The following is a 17,127-nucleotide window of genomic DNA, read 5'->3' as shown; positions in this document are numbered from 1 at the left end:
CCGCCGGGCCACCCGCGGCTCTTTTCAGTGGGCGATGTCGATGACGATGCGGTTGGGCGAGGTGAGCGTGAAGACGTTCACCGCGGTCCGCGACCGCACCCCGATTCCGATCGAGGTCTGTGCCTCGAAGTCCCCGGTGATGGCGACGGCCATGACGTTGGCGAGGTTCCGGGTCCGGAACTTCGGCGGCACGGTGAAGGTGGGGTTCCCGTTCGCGTCGTGCGCGACGAGGGGAAAGGCGGAGACTTCGATGAAGTACTCCCCGGTGAGCCACACGATCTCACCGCTCGGGTCGGAGGTGAGTTCGTCGGTGAGCCGGTAGTTGATCACGGTGGGCAGGGTCCCGGCCGACAGGTCGAGCACGATCCGGTCGAACGCGGGGTTGAGCCCGGTCCGGATGTTGTTCAGGGCGGGCGTGGTGGAATCGGCCTGAGCCGGTCCCGCGGCGGCGAGCGTCCCGGCGAGCAGCAGAATGACGGCGACGAGCGCACGTCTGAGGGTCTTGGACATGGTGGGGCCTCCTGACGGAAAGAACCGGTGGAAGCCCCAGCGCTGGGGTCTGTGGGGGACGCCCGGTTCGTCCGGCGAGTTGCCCTGAGCCCGCCTTTGACGGCCCAAGCGTTACCCGGCTGCTCCGTCCGTGTCAGCGGCCTCGTTCGAGAGTGAGCGAGAATATCGATCCGCCGGCCGTCGCGGAGTAGACCGTCTGTGATTCGGGTGCCCAGCCTTGGACCTCGGACTCGCCGAGGCGGCCGGCGAACGTTCGCTGCGCCTCCAGGACCGCCTCGGCGGATTCTCCCGCGAGCCGGTCGTCGACCGATGCGTCGACGCCGTACCTGACGGTGAGCCGCTCCCGGTCGAAACCGAAGGTGATGCTCGTGCCATTTGCCGTGCCGAGTGGCGTGTCGAAGGTTGTGCGCACACGCGGACGACGGTTCGTCCGGCCGAGCATGGTTTCGGGTGCCCAGTTCCGGAGCGCTTCGAGGTTGCTGCCGAAATCGGCGAGCATCGCCCAGGATGCCCGTACCGAGGCGCCGGCGATCTCGGCTGCCAACACCTCGGGCCGCTCGGCCTCGAGCCGGAAGTCCCGGGGCTGCTCGATCATCTCGGGGGTGACCTCGTAGGACGGTTCCGTGCCCTCGATGGTGTCCACGGCGCGATAACAGGTTTCGGCTTCGGAAGTGATGATCGAGGTCGCCAGGCCGTGGGGAACCCACTTGCCGATCGCGACCCCGTCGAGTTGCTCCACCGCGCTGGCGAGCTGGGGCTCGGCGTAGCCGGGGCTCTTCGTGCCTTTGCACTCGAGGACCCGGAACCGGTATCTGTTCCGGGATCCGGGCGCGGGGGCGACCAGGACGTAGTCGGGACGCCGGCCGGCAACGCGCCGCACCGGTGCGCCCGCACCGAAGATGCGGCCGTCATCGAGTGCGACATCGACGTCGACCGCGACGGACGGTGCACCGGCGCCGGTGTGCATGAACCAGCGGCGGGCCAAAGCAACTCCGAAGGCGATACCCATTTCCTCGGACGCGACCCGGCGCAGGTTCCCCGTGACCCGGCGACCGGCTTCGCTCACTCTGAGTCGGGGCATGTGGGGCTCCGAGTGATCCAGGGTGAAGAAGCCCAGGTAGCGCAGCAGCCCCCAGTACAGGACGCGTCGAGCAGGTCATCTTGGTACCGCGGTCTGTGTCGAAGTCCACGATCGCTTGCCGGAAATCCATGCCCCCACCCTCGGACGAAGTTCCGAACGGGTGTGGGCTGCACCAGGCGGGCAGCCCACACCTTGATCACCAGCCGCGTTCGCGCCACTCCTTCAGCTTCGGCCGCTCCGTGCCCAGCGTCGAATCATCCCCGTGGCCCGGGTAGAACCACGTCTCGTCCGGCAGCTCCCCGAAGAGCCGCGTCTCCACGTCGTCGAGCAAGGACGTGAAGTCCTCCGGGGACGCCGTCTTCCCCACCCCGCCCGGGAACAGCGAGTCCCCGGTGAACAGGTGCGGGTGGCCCGCCGGGTCGCGGTACAGCAGCGCGATCGACCCCGGGGTGTGGCCGCGCAGGTGGATCACCGACAGGGTGACCTGCCCCACCGTCAGCGTGTCCCCGTGCTCGACCAGGAAGTCCGGCGGGACCGGCAACGGCTCCGCGTCCAGCGGGTGGGCCGCCGTGTTGGCCCCGTTCGCTCCGGCCACCGCGCCCAGGGCCTGCCAGTGGTCCTGGTGCTGGTGGGTGGTGACGACCGTCCGCAACGCGGGCCGGTCCGGGCCGTGGCCGATCAGGTCGGAGATGCGCTCGGGGTCGCTCGCCGCGTCGATCAGCAGCGCCTCGTTCGACTCCCGGCACACCAGCAGGTACGCGTTGTTGTCCATCGGGCCGACGGACAGCTTGGTGATGGTGAGCGCGTCCAGGGTGCGCCGGGTGGCGTCGCCGCCCGGGTCGACGTGCCCGGTGTAGGTGTCCACGATGTTCACCGTGCACACGGTAGTCGTTTCGTTCCAAGCGGTTCCACCCGCACAAGCGCGCGGCCACCCCGCCACGTAGGCTCACCGCGAACCCCGCCAGCCCCGACCTCAGGACGACCGTGCCCACCTCCCCGACGCCGCGCCGGATCAGCTGGGACCTCCTCCGGGTCGTCGCCGTCCTGGCGGTCGTCCTCGGGCACGTCACCCACCAGGGCGCCCTCCTGCACCCCGAACTCACGGGGTACCCCGTGCGGGTGACAGCGCAGTTCGGCGCCGCGATCCTGCTGGTGATCTCCGCCTTCTTCGTTTGCGCCAGCCTCCGCAAGGGCAATCCCGGCCGGTGGCTGTGGAACCGCGTCGCGCGCCTGGTGCCCGCGTACCTGGTCGCCGTCCTGGTGACGTACGTCGTGACGCGGTGGGCCGCCATCTCCTTCAGCGGCCTGCCCTACCCGCCGGGCGTCACCGGGTTCCTGTTCGGCCTGCCGCAGGGGCCGCCGGCGAACCCGTCGCCGTGGTACATCCCGACCGGGCTGGACCTGGTCACCAACCTCGGCATGGTGCAGGAGTGGGGCATCCGCTCGGGCGCTTTCTACTACCTCGACGGCTCCTACTGGACGCTGCCGGTGCAGCTGATGGCCTTCACCGGCGCGGCCGTGCTGTGGCCGCGGCCGTGGCGCACCCACCGGCTGACCGTCGGCCTGCTGTGGGCGCTGATCCTCGTCCCGCTCGCCCTCCGGTTCCTGGTCTTCCCGCCGGGTACGGCGAGCTCGGTCGTCGAGACGTTCTACTACGGCCTGGGGCTGCACCGCCTGCACGTCTTCGCCGTCGGCGTCGCGATCTGGCTGTGGGCGCGACGACGGCTCAAGACCTGGCACGCCGCGCTCTTCGTGGCCGCCGCCGTCGCGGCGCAGGACCTGCAGGTGTTCCCGTTCCACGTCGCGCTGCCGCAGGACGCGCTGCGCTGGCCGTCCACGATCGGGTTCGCCGTCCTGCTCCTGCTGGTCTGCCTGGCCGCCCGCGGCCCCGACTGGCGGTTCCCCGGACTGGCGCGGATCGCCCCGGCCGTCACCTGGCTCGCGGGCATCTCGTATGGTCTTTATCTGGTGCACCAGGAACTGGGTTACATCCTGGCCCGTGCTCTGCTCGACGCCGGCCTCCCCGGCTGGCTGCGGCTCCCCGTGATCCTCGGCGCCGCCGTGCTGGCCGGCTGGGTGGTCACCGCGGGGGTCGAACGCCCGGCCCACCGGTGGCTCACCACCCGCCGGAAGCCCGAAGAACCGCAGGTCAGAGGCGCGGAATCAGTTTCTGTCGGTGGTGGCTCGTAGCATGGATGCGGCCGCCCGTGCAGCCAGCTGGAGACAGCGCTTGAGACAGCACAGACCGGGCCGGCGACCGCAGCAGAATGACTGAGAATGACCTGAGAGGACCCTGGCGTGGCTGATCGCCTCGTTGTTCGCGGTGCCCGCGAGCACAATCTCCGCGGCGTGGATCTCGACCTGCCCCGCGACAGCCTGATCGTGTTCACCGGCCTGTCCGGGTCGGGGAAGTCGAGCCTCGCCTTCGACACCATCTTCGCCGAAGGGCAGCGGCGCTACGTCGAGTCGCTCTCGGCGTACGCCCGCCAGTTCCTCGGGCAGATGGACAAGCCCGACGTCGACTTCATCGAGGGCCTCTCGCCCGCGGTGTCGATCGACCAGAAGTCGACCTCGCGCAACCCGCGCTCCACCGTGGGCACGATCACCGAGGTCTACGACTACCTGCGGCTGCTCTACGCCCGCGCCGGCAAGGCGCACTGCCCCACGTGCGGCGAGGCGATCAGCAAGCAGACCCCGCAGCAGATCGTCGACCAGGTGCTGGAGATGGACGAAGGCGTCCGCTTCCAGGTGCTCGCGCCGGTGGTGCGCGGGCGCAAGGGCGAGTACGTCGACCTGTTCGAGAACCTGCAGCAGCAGGGCTACGCGCGCGTGGTCGTGGACGGCACGGTCCACGCGCTCACCGACCCGCCGAAGCTGAAGAAGCAGGAAAAGCACCAGATCGCCGTGGTGATCGACCGGCTGAGCGTCAAGTCGAGCTCGCGCCAGCGGCTGACCGACTCGGTCGAGACGGCGCTGCGCCTGGCCGACGGGCTGATCGAGCTCGACTTCGTCGACCTGCCGGACAACGACCCGCACCGGATCCGCGGGTTCTCCGAGAACCTCGCCTGCCCCAACGGCCACCCCCTGGCCATCGAGGACCTCGAGCCCCGCTCGTTCTCCTTCAACTCGCCCTACGGCGCCTGCCCCGAGTGCACCGGCATCGGCATCCGCAAGGAGGTCGACCCGGAGCTGGTGGTCCCGGACGACGAGCTGTCCCTGGCCCAGGGCGCGATCGCGCCGTGGTCGGGCGGCCAGAGCGCGGATTACTTCATCCGGCTGCTCGAGTCGCTTTCGGAGACCATCGGCTTCCGGATGGACACGCCGTGGCGGCGGCTGCCCGCGCGCGCCCAGAAGGCGGTGCTGCACGGCGTCGACGAGCAGGTCCACGTCCGCTACAAGAACCGCTACGGCCGCCAGCGCTCGTACTACGCGGCCTTCGAAGGCGTCATCCCGTTCCTCGAGCGGCGCCAGGAGCAGACCGAGTCCGAGTACATGCGCGAGCGGTACGAGGGCTACATGCGCGAGGTGCCGTGCCCGGCCTGCCAGGGCACCCGGCTCAAGCCGGAGATCCTCGCGGTGACGCTGGCGCACAAGACCCGCGGCGACATGTCGATCGCCGAGGTCTGCGCGCTGTCCATCGCGGAGGCCTCGCAGTTCCTCGACGAGCTGGAGCTGGGCCAGCGCGAGGCGATGATCGCCGGCGCGGTGCTCAAGGAGATCCAGGCTCGGCTGCGCTTCCTGCTCGACGTCGGCCTGACCTACCTCTCGCTCGACCGCGCGTCGGCCACGCTGTCGGGCGGCGAGGCGCAGCGCATCCGGCTGGCGACGCAGATCGGTTCGGGCCTGGTGGGCGTGCTGTACGTGCTGGACGAGCCGTCGATCGGCCTGCACCAGCGCGACAACCACCGCCTGATCGAGACGCTGACCCGGCTGCGGAACCTCGGCAACACGCTGATCGTCGTCGAGCACGACGAGGACACCATCCGCTCCAGCGACTGGGTGGTCGACATCGGCCCGGGCGCCGGCGAGCACGGCGGCCACATCGTCCACAGTGGACCGTACAAGAAGCTGCTCAAGAGCAAGGAATCCCTGACCGGGCAGTACCTGTCCGGCCGGCGGAAGATCGAGGTGCCGGCGATCCGGCGGCCGATCGACAAGAAGCGGCAGCTGACCGTGGTCGGCGCGCGCGAGCACAACCTGCGCGGCCTCGACGTGTCGTTCCCGCTCGGCTGCCTGGTCTCGGTCACCGGCGTCTCCGGCTCGGGCAAGTCGACGCTGGTCAACGACATCCTGGCGACGGTGCTGGCGAACAAGCTCAACGGCGCCCGCCAGGTGCCGGGCCGCCACACCCGCGTGAACGGCCTGGGCAACGTCGACAAGCTGGTGCGCGTCGACCAGTCGCCGATCGGGCGGACCCCGCGGTCCAACCCGGCCACCTACACCGGTGTCTGGGACCACGTCCGCAAGCTGTTCGCGGCGACGACCGAGGCGAAGGTCCGCGGCTACCAGCAGGGCCGGTTCTCGTTCAACGTCAAGGGCGGCCGCTGCGAGGCGTGCGCCGGCGACGGCACGATCAAGATCGAGATGAACTTCCTGCCGGACGTCTACGTCCCGTGCGAGGTCTGCAAGGGCGCCCGGTACAACCGGGAGACCCTCGAGGTGCACTACAAGGGCAAGACCGTCTCGGACGTGCTCGACATGCCCATCGAGGAGGCCGCGGAGTTCTTCGAGCCGATCAAGGCCATCCACCGCCACCTGCAGACGCTGGTGGACGTCGGCCTCGGCTACGTCCGGCTCGGCCAGCCCGCGCCGACGCTCTCCGGCGGTGAGGCGCAGCGCGTCAAGCTGGCCAGCGAGCTGCAGAAGCGCTCGACCGGCAAGACGGTGTACATCCTCGACGAGCCGACCACCGGCCTGCACTTCGAGGACATCAACAAGCTGATCGGCGTGATCAACGGGCTGGTCGACAAGGGCAACTCGGTGATCGTGATCGAGCACAACCTCGACGTGATCAAGACCTCCGACTGGATCATCGACATGGGCCCCGAGGGCGGCTCCGGCGGCGGCCAGATCGTCGCCGAGGGCACCCCGGAACACGTCGCCGAGGTCGAGGGCAGCTACACGGGGGAGTTCCTGCGGACGGTGCTCACCTCCGAGTAGCGGCTACCGCTCGTTCCCGGTGGTCTGGTGGACCACCGGGGAGAGCGGGCCGTAGTGCAGCGCCCGGAGCCGGTAGGCCGACTCCTCCTCGCCGGGCAGGAGCGACAGGGCGCACGTCGTCGTGCCCGGATCGGTGACTTCGACCGGCGCGAAGCCCGGCGCGCCCGGGCGGCGGATCTCCAGCAGGAACCCGGCCTCGTCGGGGGAGCGGTCGGCCCAGGTGAACGTCAGCGTGTCGCCGGAAGCGACCGCGTGCAGCCGGGTCGCGTCCGGTGCCGCCGGCGCGCCCGGGGCCGTCTCCGCCGACACCGGACCGGTGAACGGCTGCTCGCGGTAGTAGAACGGTGTCTCCGGGATCAGGTCCGGGTGGTGGTAGCTCGTCGTGTGCGGCGGCAGGAACCCGAGCGTCGTCCAGGGGCCGGCCGGGTCGTTGGCGTAGTCGATGCGATGCCCGGCCCCGTCGTCCGGCCAGCTGAGCACCACGTCCGTGGGCGACGTCAGGGTCGCCGTGAAAGAAGGCGCGGGAGCGGAACAGCCCGCGGCCAGCAGCGCCACCAGGATGAAGGGTTTGACGGGCACGGCGGCCTCCCGGAACGGCGGGGGCGGCGGTGCGGACGTGATCGAGCTTAGGAACCCGGCCCGCACGGCGACAAGATCGTGCCGATCACCGGGACGGACCAATCCGTCGGCGAACCGGCACCGAATGGCGCGAAAACCGGGCTGAACCGTTTCGCGGCCGCGGCCGTGTTCTGAGGTGTCGAGGTCCGCCGGACGGCGGTGCCGCCCTCACCGAGGAGAGAACGTCATGAACCGTATCCGGCCGGTGGTCGCCAGCGCGGTGGCGCTCGTCGCCATCGCCTCGTTGTCCGCCTGTGGTGACATGGCCGACGGCGCCCAAGGGCCGCAACACGGTGAGCCGGGGCACAAGATGCTGCAGGTCGGCACGGTCAACGGTGTCGGTGCGGTGGTCACCGACGCCGACGGCAAGACGCTCTACCGGTTCGACAAGGACATCTCCCAGCCGCCGACGTCCAACTGCGACGGCGAATGCGCCACGCAGTGGCCGCCGATGCTCGCCGGGGTGGCCACGCCGATGCTCAAGGGCATCCAGGACACCCAGGTGGGCACCGCGACCCGCAAGGACGGCAGCAAGCAGATCACCCTCAACGGCTGGCCGCTGTACGAGTTCGCGGGCGACAAGGCGGCGGGCGACATGAACGGCCAGGGCGCCAACGGCACGTGGTTCGCCGTCGCGCCGGACGGCAGCAAGATCACCGCGGGCGGCAAAGCCGGCGGCGCCGGGTCCTGACAGACGACGGTTTCCGGGCAGAACGAGGAAGGACGGGCAGCCGATGAACACCATGGTCGCGCTGCGCTCGACGCACGCACCGCCGGTGGAGCTGAGGGTTGCACTACTGTCCTCGACGACTCAGAACACCGTCGGGAGGACGAGGGTGGCCATAGGAGGCAGGCGGCCTAAGAAGGCCAAAGGCGAAGACCTGATTCGGCAGCTGTACGCCGAACACGGCCGGAGCCTGCTGGCTTACGCGACAAGGCTGACCGGTGATCGCGCGGCAGCCGAGGACGTGGTCCAGGAGACGCTGGTCCGGGCGTGGAAACACGCCGACGACCTGCAGAACGACGGGAAAGGCTCGGTGCGCGGCTGGTTGCTGACCGTCGCGCGCAACCTGGTCACCGACCGGGCACGGGCCCGGGCGGCCCGGCCACAAGAGGTGGCCGAACCGGCCGAAGGCGTGCCGACCCCGGCCGTCGAGCGCGACCACGCCCAGGGGGTGGTCGACTCGATGACCGTGCTCGGTGCGATGGACGGGCTGTCCAACGAGCATCGAGAGGTCCTGGTGGAGATCTACTACCGGGGACGGACGGTGGCCGAAGCGGCGAGAACACTGGGCGTCGCACCGGGTACCGTGAAATCAAGGTCTTACTACGCACTAAGAGCACTCAGAGCAGCGATGATTTCGAGCGGAACGGAGGTGGCGCGATGAACTCGGTGGACGAGAGTCACACGCAGCTCGGCGCGTACGCCCTCGGCGCGCTCGATCCCGGGGAGGCGGCCGACTTCGAGCGGCGGCACCTGCAGACCTGCGCACAGTGCCGGTTCGACCTGAACGAGCTCGTCGCCCTGCGCGACTCGCTCGACGAGGTACCGCCCGAGGCGTTCCTCGACGGGCCGCCCGAGGGCGGGGACCTGCTGTTGCAGAAGACCCTGCGCCGGGTGCGCGACGAGGAAGAGCGCGTCGCTCCGGCCCGCACCGCGTCACGCCGGGGCCTGGCCCTGGTCGCGGCGGCGGTGCTGGTGGTCGCGGCGCTCGGCGGCGGCGTGCTGGTGGGCCGTCAGACGGCCGATCCGGGCCTGGCCGCGCCGGCTCCGGCGCCGGACTCGCCGCCCGGCACGAAGACCGTCGAAGGCCGGGATCCGACGACCGGCGTCCAGCTGGCCGCGTCGGTGGCCCCGTTCCAGGGCTGGGTCAAGGTGGACCTCAACGTGAAGGGCGTCCGGGCCGGGGAGAAGTGCCTGCTCCAGGTGGTCACCAAGGAAGGCAACGCGGTGACGGCAGGCAGCTGGCAGGTGTCCGAGAAGTGGGAGAGCCAGGGCGGCTTCCGGCTCGACGGGTCGGCGCTGGTCGCCCCCGACGACGTGAAGTCGATCGACATCGTCACGGTCGATGGCCGGAAGCTGGTCTCGGCCCAGGTTTGATGAGCATGACGGGTGGGCGCTACCGGTTCCGCAGCACATGGCTGCTGCCGGGAACCGTGCCCGAGCGGGTGTTCGGCGTGGTCACCGACCTCGCCGGCTACCCGAGGTGGTGGTCGGACGTCCGCGCGGTGCGCCGCGTGGACGACGACACCGCCGAGCTGGTTTGCCGGTCCCGGCTGCCGTTCCGGATCGTCGTCCGGATGCACCGGGACCTCCAGGACGAGCGCAGGGGCCTGATGCGGGTCAGGCTCAGCGGTGACCTCGACGGGACCCTGGCGGGAGCGGTCCGCGCGGCGGGCGCGGGCACGCTGCTGGAGATCACCCAGGACGTCCAGGCCCGGAAGGAGTTGCTGCGGCGCTTCGACACGGTGGCCCGGCCGCTCTTCCGCGCGAACCACGCGCTGATGATGCGGCGGGGCCACCGTGGGCTTTCGGCCTACCTCACGTGATCGGAACGCCGACACACGTGATCGAGAGGTCAACTCGCGTGATTGAGGCCGGAACCCGCGTGATTGGAGCCGGAACTCGCGAGTTACGGCCCCAATCACGCGAGTTGCGGCTCTGATCACGCGAGTTGCGGGCCGGGTCACGCGAGATCGGCGGTGCAGACCTCCGGCTCCGAAGCCGCCGGGGCCACGGCAGCGGCCCGCCGGGTGCGGCGGGTCAGGACCAGGCCGCCCAGGGCCACCGCCGCGATCAGGAAGCCCGCGCTGACGCCGTACGCCAGCCGGAACCCGGCCGCCAGTGCCTCGCGGTGATCCAGTGCACTCAGGCTCTCCGTGCGGGAGGCGGCCACCGCGGCCAGCACCGCCGTGCCGACGGCCGCACCGACCTGCTGGGTCGTGTTGATCAGGCCCGACGCCACGCCCGCGTCCACGGCCGGGACGTCCGCCATCGCCAGGCCCATCAGCGCCGGGATGGCCGCGCCGGCGCCCAGGCCCATCAGCAGCAGCGCGGGCAGGACGTCGGCGAAGTAGGAGCCTGATACCCGGGTGAGCAGCAGCAGGCCCACGATCACCAAGCCCAAGCCGCCCAGCAGCACCGCCCGCGGGCCGAACCGCGCCGCGAGCCGGTCCGCGAACCCCAGCGACGCCACCGCGATCACCAGCGGCACCGGCAGGAACGCGACGCCGGTCCCCAGCGCGTCGAGCCCGAGCACCTGCTGCAGGTACAACGCCGTGACGAACTGGAAGCCGAGCATCCCGGCGACCATCAGCACCATCACCACGTTCGCGCCGGCCACCGCGCGGATCTTGAACAGCCGCAACGGCAACAGCGGCGTCCGCGCCTTCGCCTGCCGCACCGCGAACGCCGCGAGCAGGACGACGGCACCGGCCAGCGCGCTCCAGGACGACGACGAAATGCCGTACACGCCGAGCATCACCGCGGCGGTCACCAGGACCGCACCGAGCACGTCCAGGCCCGCTCGCAGACCCGTCCCGCGGTCGGGCGAGACCACCCGGACGGCCAGCAGCAGCGCGGCCACGCCGATCGGCAGGTTGACGTAGAACGTCCAGTGCCAGCTCAGTGCCTGCGTCAGCGCGCCGCCCGCGATGAGCCCGATGGACGCCCCCGCCGCCTGCGTGAAGCTGTACACGCCGATCGCTTTCGCCCGGGCCCGGGGCTCGGGGTACATCGTGACGATCATCCCGAGCACCACGGCCGACGCCAGCGCACCGCCGACGCCCTGGGCGAACCGCGCCGCGACCAGGACGCCCGCGTCCGTGGCCAGGCCCGCGATCAGGGACGCGACGGTGAACAGGCCGAGCCCGCCGAGGAAGACGCGGCGGCGGCCGAGCAGGTCGCCGAGCCGCCCGGAGAGCAGCAGCAGGCCGCCGAACGCGACCAGGTAGGCGGTGAAGACCCAGGAGAGCCCGGCGGGCGTGAAACCGAGGTCGGCCTGGATCGCGGGCAGCGCCACCGCGACGATGCTGCTGTCGAGCACGACCATCAGCGAGGCGGCGCACAGCACCGCCAGCGCGAGGCCGCGGGATCGGGTGGGGTGGTTCTCGGCCATGTGAGGCCCCTCCAGTCGAGAGTTCCCCTGGTCATCGCCAGGGCACTTCTTGTAACAGTGCCCATCATGTGTGACCATGGGTGCGCCGTGAAGGAGGCACTTCCATGTCCCAGGGGAACATCGGTGTACCTGTCCAGGTCACCGAGATCGATCCGGAGAAACTCGACGTCTGCACCGTGCTGGAGGTCATCAACCGGATCAGCGGCAAGTGGGCGATCGGCATCCTCCTGGAGGCCATGCGGGGCCCGGTGCGGTTCACCGAGCTGGAGCGCTCGGTCGAAGGGATCAGCCGCCGGATGCTGACGCTGACCCTGCGCAACCTCGAGCGCGACGGCCTGCTGGCCCGCACGATCTACCCGACCGTCCCGCCGCGCGTGGAGTACGAGGCCACCGCGATGGCGAAGGAGCTGTACCAGTCGCTGAACGGCCTGCTCGGCTGGGCGGAGCGGCACCGCGAGGACATCGCGGCCGCGCGCGTCGTCTACGACGGCCACGCCGCCGGCTGAAGACGTGGAACGGGCCGCGGTGCGAGGTCGGGGGAGACTCGCACCGCGGCCCGCGGTGGTTCGTGCTCAGCGGGGGCAGTGAGCACGAACGTTCAGGGGTCAGGCCGGGACCTTTTCGCCCGCCGGTTCGGCCGGCGCCGGCTCGTGCTCGTCGAGCATGGTGGCTTCGTCGAACGGTTCCTCGCCGGCGAACACCCGGTGCGCCTGCTCGCGGTCGAACTCCTTCGTCCAGTTTCCGATGAGGACGGTCGCGACGGCGTTGCCGGCGAAGTTCGTCAGCGCGCGGGCCTCGGACATGAACCGGTCGATGCCGAGGATGAACCCGACGCCGCCGACCAGGTCGGGCCGGTGCGACTGCAGGCCGCTGGCGAGCACCGCGATGCCGGAGCCGCTGACGCCGGCCGCACCCTTCGAGGCGATGATCATGAACAGCAGCAGGACGATCTGCTCGCCGACCGAGAGCGGCGCGTCCTGGGCGGAGGCGATGAACAGCGTCGCCATGGTCAGGTAGATCGCGGTGCCGTCCAGGTTGAACGAGTACCCGGTCGGCACGGTGATGCCGACGACCGACTTGCCGACCCCGAGGTGCTCCATCTTCGCGATCAGCCGCGGCAGCGCCGACTCGGACGACGACGTCGACAGGATCAGCAGGAACTCGCGGCGCAGGTAGTTGAGCAGCTTCAGGATGCTCACCCGCGCACCGACCCACAGCACCGTGCCGAGGATGCCGAAGACGAACACCAGGCAGGTCAGGTAGAAGCCGATCATGATCACCGCGAGGCTCTTCAACGCGTTGACCCCGGTCGCGCCGACCACCGCGGCGATGGCGCCGAACGCGCCGATCGGGGCGGCCCACATGATCATCGCCAGGATCCGGAAGACCAGCCGCTGGATGTGCTCGATGCCGCGCAGGATCGGCGCGCCCTTCGGGCCGAGCTTCTGCAGCGCGAAGCCCACGAGCAGCGCGACCAGCAGCGTCTGCAGCACCTGGCCTTCGGTGAACGCCGAGACGAGCGTCTTCGGGATGATGCCGAGCGCGAATTCCACCGGGCCGGCGGAGCCGGTGGCCGAGTCGTGGGCCTTCTTCACGTCGCCCGGATTGAGGTGCAGCCCGGTGCCGGGGTGCAGCAGGTTGCCCACGATCAGGCCGATCGCCAGTGCGAAGGTCGACATCGCGATGAAGTAGACCAGCGCCATCAGGCCGATCTTGCCGACCTTCGCCGCCTTCGCGACCGACCCGACGCCGATCACGATGGTGCAGAAGATGATCGGCGAGATCATCATCTTGATCAGGTTCACGAAGCCGTCGCCCAGTGGCTTCAGGCCCTTGGCGAAGCCGGGGAAGAGAAAGCCGACCGCGATTCCCAGCGCGACCGCGACGATCACGGCCAGGTAGAGGTAGCGGGTCTTGTCGCGGCGCGGCGGCGCGTCGGGGGTCGGTGTAGGCACCGTTGCCTCCAGCTCGGGGATGTCCAGGTTGCGGCACACTGTAGGCCGAGTTCGGTGATCCGGCTCACTTGTGTTCATTGAGTTCGTGTGATGATCGCACCGTCCCGTTCGGACACCCGCCCGCGCGGTGTGCTGGTATGAGGAGGTGCCCCCGACGTTGCGGTCCCATTGGAGCCTGGCGCGCCAGCTGCTCGTGCTGCAGCTGGTGGTGCTCTGCGTGCTGGCCGGCGCGGGGATCACCTTCGCCTGGATCGACGCGGGGCGCGCGGTCCAGCAGAACGCCGAGGACCAGGTGCGCGCGGTCGCGCTCACGGTCGCCGACGCGCCCAGCGTCGTGGCGGCGGTGGGGACGCCGAACCCGAGCGCGACGCTGCAGCCGTTCGCGCTGCAGGTCCAGGACCACACCCAGGTCGACTTCATCACGATCATGAGCCCGGCCGGGATCCGCTACACGCACCCGACCCCGGCGCTGATCGGCCAGCACTACATCGGCACCATCGACAAGGCGCAGCGGGGCGAGGACCTCACCGAGACCTACACCGGCTCGCTCGGGCCGTCGGTGCGCACGGTCGTGCCGGTGTTCGACGCCGGCCACCGGGTGGTCGCGCTCGTCGCGGTCGGGATCAAGGTCGCGGCGATCTCGGCCGAGCTGCGCGAACGGCTGTGGCCGCTGTTCGGCGTGGCCGGTGCGGTGCTGGTGGTCGGCGCGCTGGGCGGCTGGCTGATCAGCGTCCGGCTGCGGCGCCAGACCCGGGGCGTCGCGCCGGACGAGCTGAGCAACCTCTTCGAGTACCACGAGGCCGTGCTGCACTCGGTCCGCGAAGGCGTGCTGCTCGTCGGCCGGGACGGGCGGATCGGCCTCTGCAACGACGGCGCCCGCACGCTGCTCGGCCTCGGCACCGACCCGGTGGGCCGCGACCTGGCGACGCTGGGCCTGCCGGACGGGCTGGCCGAGGCGTTCACGTCCGAGGAGAACCGGGCCGAGGAACTGCACCTGACCGACTCGCGCGTGCTGCTGGTCAGCACGACCGCGGTCCGCTCGGGCGGCCGTTCGCAGGGCACGGTCGTCGTCCTGCGCGACCACACCGAACTGCAGTCGCTGACCGGGGAGCTGACCACCGCCCGCGGCCTCGCCGAGGCGCTGCGGTCGCAGGCGCACGAGGCGGCGAACCGGCTCCACACGGTGGTCTCCCTCGTGGAGATCGGCAAACCCGAGCAGGCCGTCGAGTTCGCCACCGCCGAGCTCGCCTTCGCCCAGGAACTGACCGACCGGGTCGTCGGCGCCGTCGCCGAGCCGGTGCTCGCCGCGCTGCTGCTCGGCAAGGCGGCCGAAGCGAGCGAGCGCGGGGTCGAGCTGACGGTCACGCCGGACACCGTGATCGACGACGTCTCGCTCGGCATCGAGGCCCGCGACCTGGTGACCATCCTCGGCAACCTGATCGACAACGGTCTCGACGCGGCCGTGCGCGGCACCGGTCACCCGAAGGTCGTGGTCACCGCCCGCTCCGACGAGGACGGGCTGCTGCTGCGCGTCGCCGACTCCGGGCCCGGCGTGCCCGAAGACGCCGACGTGTTCAGACGGGGGTGGTCGACGAAGGCGGAGGACGGCCACGGGCTCGGGCTCGCCCTCGTCGGGCAGGCGGTGCGCCGCTACGGCGGCACGGTCGAGGTCGGCCGGGACGGGGGCGCGGTGTTCACCGTGCGGCTGCCGCGGCAGGAGGCGGGCCGGTGATCCGCGTGCTGGTGGTGGAGGACGAGCCGGTGGCCGCGGAGGCGCACCGCGTCTACGTCGAGCGGCTCCCCGGGTTCGCGGTGGCCGGCGTGGTGCACTCCGGCGGCGAGGCGCTGCGGTTCTGCGAACGCGAGCCGGTCGACCTGGTGCTGCTGGACTTCTACCTGCCGGACACGCACGGACTGGCGGTCTGCCGCTCGCTGCGCGCGGCGGGGCTGCCGATCGACGTCATCGCCGTGACGTCGGCGCGCGACCTCGGCCTGGTCAAGGCGGCGGTGTCGGTCGGCGTGGTGCAGTACCTGCTCAAGCCGTTCACCTTCGCCACCCTGCGCGAAAAGCTCGAGCGGTACGCGGAATTCCGCGACGCGTCCGGCGAGGTCACCGGCCAGGCGGAGATCGACCGGGCCCTCGGCGCGTTGCGCACGACCGAGCAACCCCCGCTCCCGAAGGGCATGAGCGTCCAGACCCTGGAGGCGATCACCGACGCGCTTTCCGGCGCGGCGGAAGGACTTTCGGCGGGCGCGGCGGCGAGCGCGATCGGCGCGTCCCGCGTGACGGCGCGGAGGTACCTGGAGTACCTGGCGGACAACGGCATGGCCCACCGCGAGCCGCACTACGGCCAGGTCGGCCGGCCCGAGGTCTGGTACCGGCTCAGTCGAGGATAAACGACCCATCCGGCGCACCTGGCGACTTCTGGCGGTTCCGGCATCGCATTCCGTGCGGTAGACCGGGAAGATCACCGACCAGGGGAGTGCCGCCATGCGGAAGTGGGCCGGGTTCGTCGCAGCGCTCGTGGTTTCGCTCGGGGTCGCCGCTCCGGCGCACGCCGCCGAGCCGGCCGCGAGCGTCACCGAGGTCCAGGTGACCGGGCCGGTCGCGCAGCGGTTCAACCTCGTCGTTCTCGGGGACGGCTACACCGCCGCCGAGCAGCCGAAGTTCTTCGCCGACGTCGAGCGGCACGTCAGCACCCTGTGGTCGCTCGAGCCGTTCAAGTCCTACCGCAGCTACTTCAACGTCTACGCCGTGTCCATCGCCTCGCCGGAGTCCGGTGTGGACTGTGACCCCGCGCTCGACGCGCCCCGCCGGGACACCCCGCTGGACATGGGGTTCTGGGGTGGCTGCAACCCGCAGAGCGTGCAGCGGCTGCTGACCGTCGACGACGCCGCCGCCCAGTGGTACGCCGACCTGGTGCCCGGCACGACCGGCGCGAACCGGCAGATCCTGGCGCTGGGCAACAGCGCCACCTACGGCGGCGCGGGCGGCACCTACGCGACGGCGTCCGGCGGGAACGCCCTGTCGGCACTCATCTCGCCGCACGAACTCGGCCACTCGCTCGGTGGCCTCGACGACGAGTACGACTACTACGCCCGCAATGTCCCGGGCGGCGCCTACGAGGGCGGCGAACCCGACTCGGTCCACCACACGCTGCTCACCGAGCCGCAGATGCGCGCTCAGCACGCGAAGTGGTGGCGCTGGCTCGGCGAACCCAGCGAGGCCGGCGGCACGATCGGCCGCTTCGAAGGCGGGCTCTACACCCAGACAGGGGTGTGGCGGCCGAGCAGGCACTCGATGATGAAGACACTCGGCTACGCGTTCGACCAGGTCGGCCGCGAGCGGATGACGCAGCGGATCGCGGCGAAGGTCCCGCTCATCGCCGGCGGCACCCCGGCCGGGACGATCGGCGCCGACCGGGTCGTGCGGGTGCGCCCGCTGCACCCGGTGAGCCACCGCCTCGACGTCACGTGGACGCTCGACGGCACGAGGCTGCCCGGCCGCGACGCGGTCGACCTGCGCCGCGCGCACGTCAAGCCGGGCAAGCACACGCTGACGGTGACGGTCACCGACCCGACGCCGTTCGTCCGCGACCCGGCCGTCCGCCCGTCGGCGACCCGCACCTGGACGGTCGACACGGCGGTGGTCACGCCGCCGGCCGGCGGCCCGGCGGTCGTGGCG

16 protein-coding genes are annotated in these 17,127 nt (G+C 70.8%); 10 read left to right on the top strand and 6 right to left on the bottom strand.

Annotated elements, in window-relative coordinates:
- Positions 1-24 precede the first annotated feature (24 nt).
- The 3 genes from ACFVYA_RS16985 to ACFVYA_RS16975 all read right to left on the bottom strand — a co-directional run bounded on the left by ACFVYA_RS16985 (position 25) and on the right by ACFVYA_RS16975 (position 2,465).
- Positions 25-510, bottom strand: coding sequence for a hypothetical protein (locus ACFVYA_RS16985; RefSeq protein ID WP_387045923.1), 486 nt, complete (start codon positions 508-510; stop codon positions 25-27).
- Between the two features lie 133 nt (positions 511-643).
- Complete coding sequence (locus tag ACFVYA_RS16980) at positions 644-1,576, bottom strand: hypothetical protein (protein ID WP_387045921.1); 933 nt, start codon at positions 1,574-1,576, stop codon at positions 644-646.
- A 211-nt stretch (positions 1,577-1,787) separates the two neighbouring features.
- On the bottom strand, positions 1,788-2,465 hold the full coding sequence (locus ACFVYA_RS16975; RefSeq protein ID WP_387045919.1) for an MBL fold metallo-hydrolase: 678 nt from the start codon (positions 2,463-2,465) through the stop codon (positions 1,788-1,790).
- 110 nt (positions 2,466-2,575) lie between these two features.
- On the opposite strand from ACFVYA_RS16975, the gene ACFVYA_RS16970 reads away from it, so the two are divergent.
- Together ACFVYA_RS16970 and uvrA are read left to right on the top strand one after the other, a co-directional pair.
- Entirely contained in the window at positions 2,576-3,781 is a 1,206-nt protein-coding gene (locus ACFVYA_RS16970; RefSeq protein ID WP_387045917.1) for an acyltransferase family protein, read from the top strand.
- A gap of 108 nt (positions 3,782-3,889) precedes the next feature.
- Positions 3,890-6,751 (top strand): excinuclease ABC subunit UvrA, encoded by a 2,862-nt coding sequence (gene uvrA / locus ACFVYA_RS16965; RefSeq protein ID WP_285993325.1) that lies wholly within the window; start codon positions 3,890-3,892, stop codon positions 6,749-6,751.
- Between the two features lie 3 nt (positions 6,752-6,754).
- On the opposite strand, the gene ACFVYA_RS16960 is transcribed toward uvrA, so the two are convergent.
- The gene (locus ACFVYA_RS16960) at positions 6,755-7,330 is read right to left on the bottom strand and encodes a fibronectin type III domain-containing protein (protein ID WP_387045915.1); all 576 of its coding nucleotides are present in this window, start codon (positions 7,328-7,330) and stop codon (positions 6,755-6,757) included.
- A gap of 226 nt (positions 7,331-7,556) precedes the next feature.
- Between ACFVYA_RS16960 and ACFVYA_RS16955 the strand changes: the two genes are divergently transcribed.
- The 4 genes from ACFVYA_RS16955 to ACFVYA_RS16940 all read left to right on the top strand — a co-directional run bounded on the left by ACFVYA_RS16955 (position 7,557) and on the right by ACFVYA_RS16940 (position 9,919).
- Positions 7,557-8,060 (top strand): hypothetical protein, encoded by a 504-nt coding sequence (locus ACFVYA_RS16955; protein WP_387045913.1) that lies wholly within the window; start codon positions 7,557-7,559, stop codon positions 8,058-8,060.
- Positions 8,061-8,205: 145 nt separating this feature from the next.
- The gene (locus ACFVYA_RS16950; RefSeq protein ID WP_026469270.1) at positions 8,206-8,757 is read left to right on the top strand and encodes a sigma-70 family RNA polymerase sigma factor; all 552 of its coding nucleotides are present in this window, start codon (positions 8,206-8,208) and stop codon (positions 8,755-8,757) included.
- Positions 8,754-9,470 (top strand): zf-HC2 domain-containing protein, encoded by a 717-nt coding sequence (locus ACFVYA_RS16945; RefSeq protein ID WP_285993322.1) that lies wholly within the window; start codon positions 8,754-8,756, stop codon positions 9,468-9,470. The genes ACFVYA_RS16950 and ACFVYA_RS16945 overlap by 4 nt, the downstream gene beginning before the upstream one ends.
- 5 nt (positions 9,471-9,475) lie before the next feature.
- A complete protein-coding gene (locus ACFVYA_RS16940; RefSeq protein ID WP_387045912.1) occupies positions 9,476-9,919 on the top strand; it encodes an SRPBCC family protein in 444 nt (147 codons plus the stop codon).
- 137 nt (positions 9,920-10,056) lie between these two features.
- Here ACFVYA_RS16940 and ACFVYA_RS16935 read toward each other — a convergent pair whose 3' ends face one another.
- Positions 10,057-11,487 carry an MFS transporter gene (locus tag ACFVYA_RS16935; protein ID WP_387045910.1) on the bottom strand — a complete coding sequence of 477 codons (1,431 nt, stop codon included), beginning with the start codon at positions 11,485-11,487 and terminating at the stop codon, positions 10,057-10,059.
- A gap of 104 nt (positions 11,488-11,591) precedes the next feature.
- On the opposite strand from ACFVYA_RS16935, the gene ACFVYA_RS16930 reads away from it, so the two are divergent.
- Positions 11,592-11,993, top strand: a complete 402-nt coding sequence (locus ACFVYA_RS16930; RefSeq protein ID WP_387045907.1) for a winged helix-turn-helix transcriptional regulator — start codon at positions 11,592-11,594, stop codon at positions 11,991-11,993.
- Positions 11,994-12,092: 99 nt separating this feature from the next.
- On the opposite strand, the gene ACFVYA_RS16925 is transcribed toward ACFVYA_RS16930, so the two are convergent.
- Positions 12,093-13,442, bottom strand: a complete 1,350-nt coding sequence (locus ACFVYA_RS16925; RefSeq protein ID WP_285993318.1) for a cation:dicarboxylate symporter family transporter — start codon at positions 13,440-13,442, stop codon at positions 12,093-12,095.
- Positions 13,443-13,599: 157 nt separating this feature from the next.
- Between ACFVYA_RS16925 and ACFVYA_RS16920 the strand changes: the two genes are divergently transcribed.
- The 3 genes from ACFVYA_RS16920 to ACFVYA_RS16910 form a co-directional block, all read left to right on the top strand.
- Positions 13,600-15,174 carry an ATP-binding protein gene (locus tag ACFVYA_RS16920; RefSeq protein ID WP_387046033.1) on the top strand — a complete coding sequence of 525 codons (1,575 nt, stop codon included), beginning with the start codon at positions 13,600-13,602 and terminating at the stop codon, positions 15,172-15,174.
- A complete protein-coding gene (locus ACFVYA_RS16915) occupies positions 15,171-15,839 on the top strand; it encodes a response regulator (RefSeq protein WP_387045905.1) in 669 nt (222 codons plus the stop codon). The genes ACFVYA_RS16920 and ACFVYA_RS16915 overlap by 4 nt, the downstream gene beginning before the upstream one ends.
- A gap of 94 nt (positions 15,840-15,933) precedes the next feature.
- Positions 15,934-17,127: M64 family metallopeptidase (locus ACFVYA_RS16910; protein ID WP_387045904.1), on the top strand; the 1,194-nt coding region annotated here is incomplete at its 3' end.

It is taken from the genome of Amycolatopsis sp. NPDC058278 (genome assembly GCF_042881395.1).
Classification (GTDB): Bacteria; Actinomycetota; Actinomycetes; order Mycobacteriales; family Pseudonocardiaceae; genus Amycolatopsis.
Note: the sequence above shows the minus strand (reverse complement) of the source record. Positions and strands in the feature narration are given on the sequence as shown.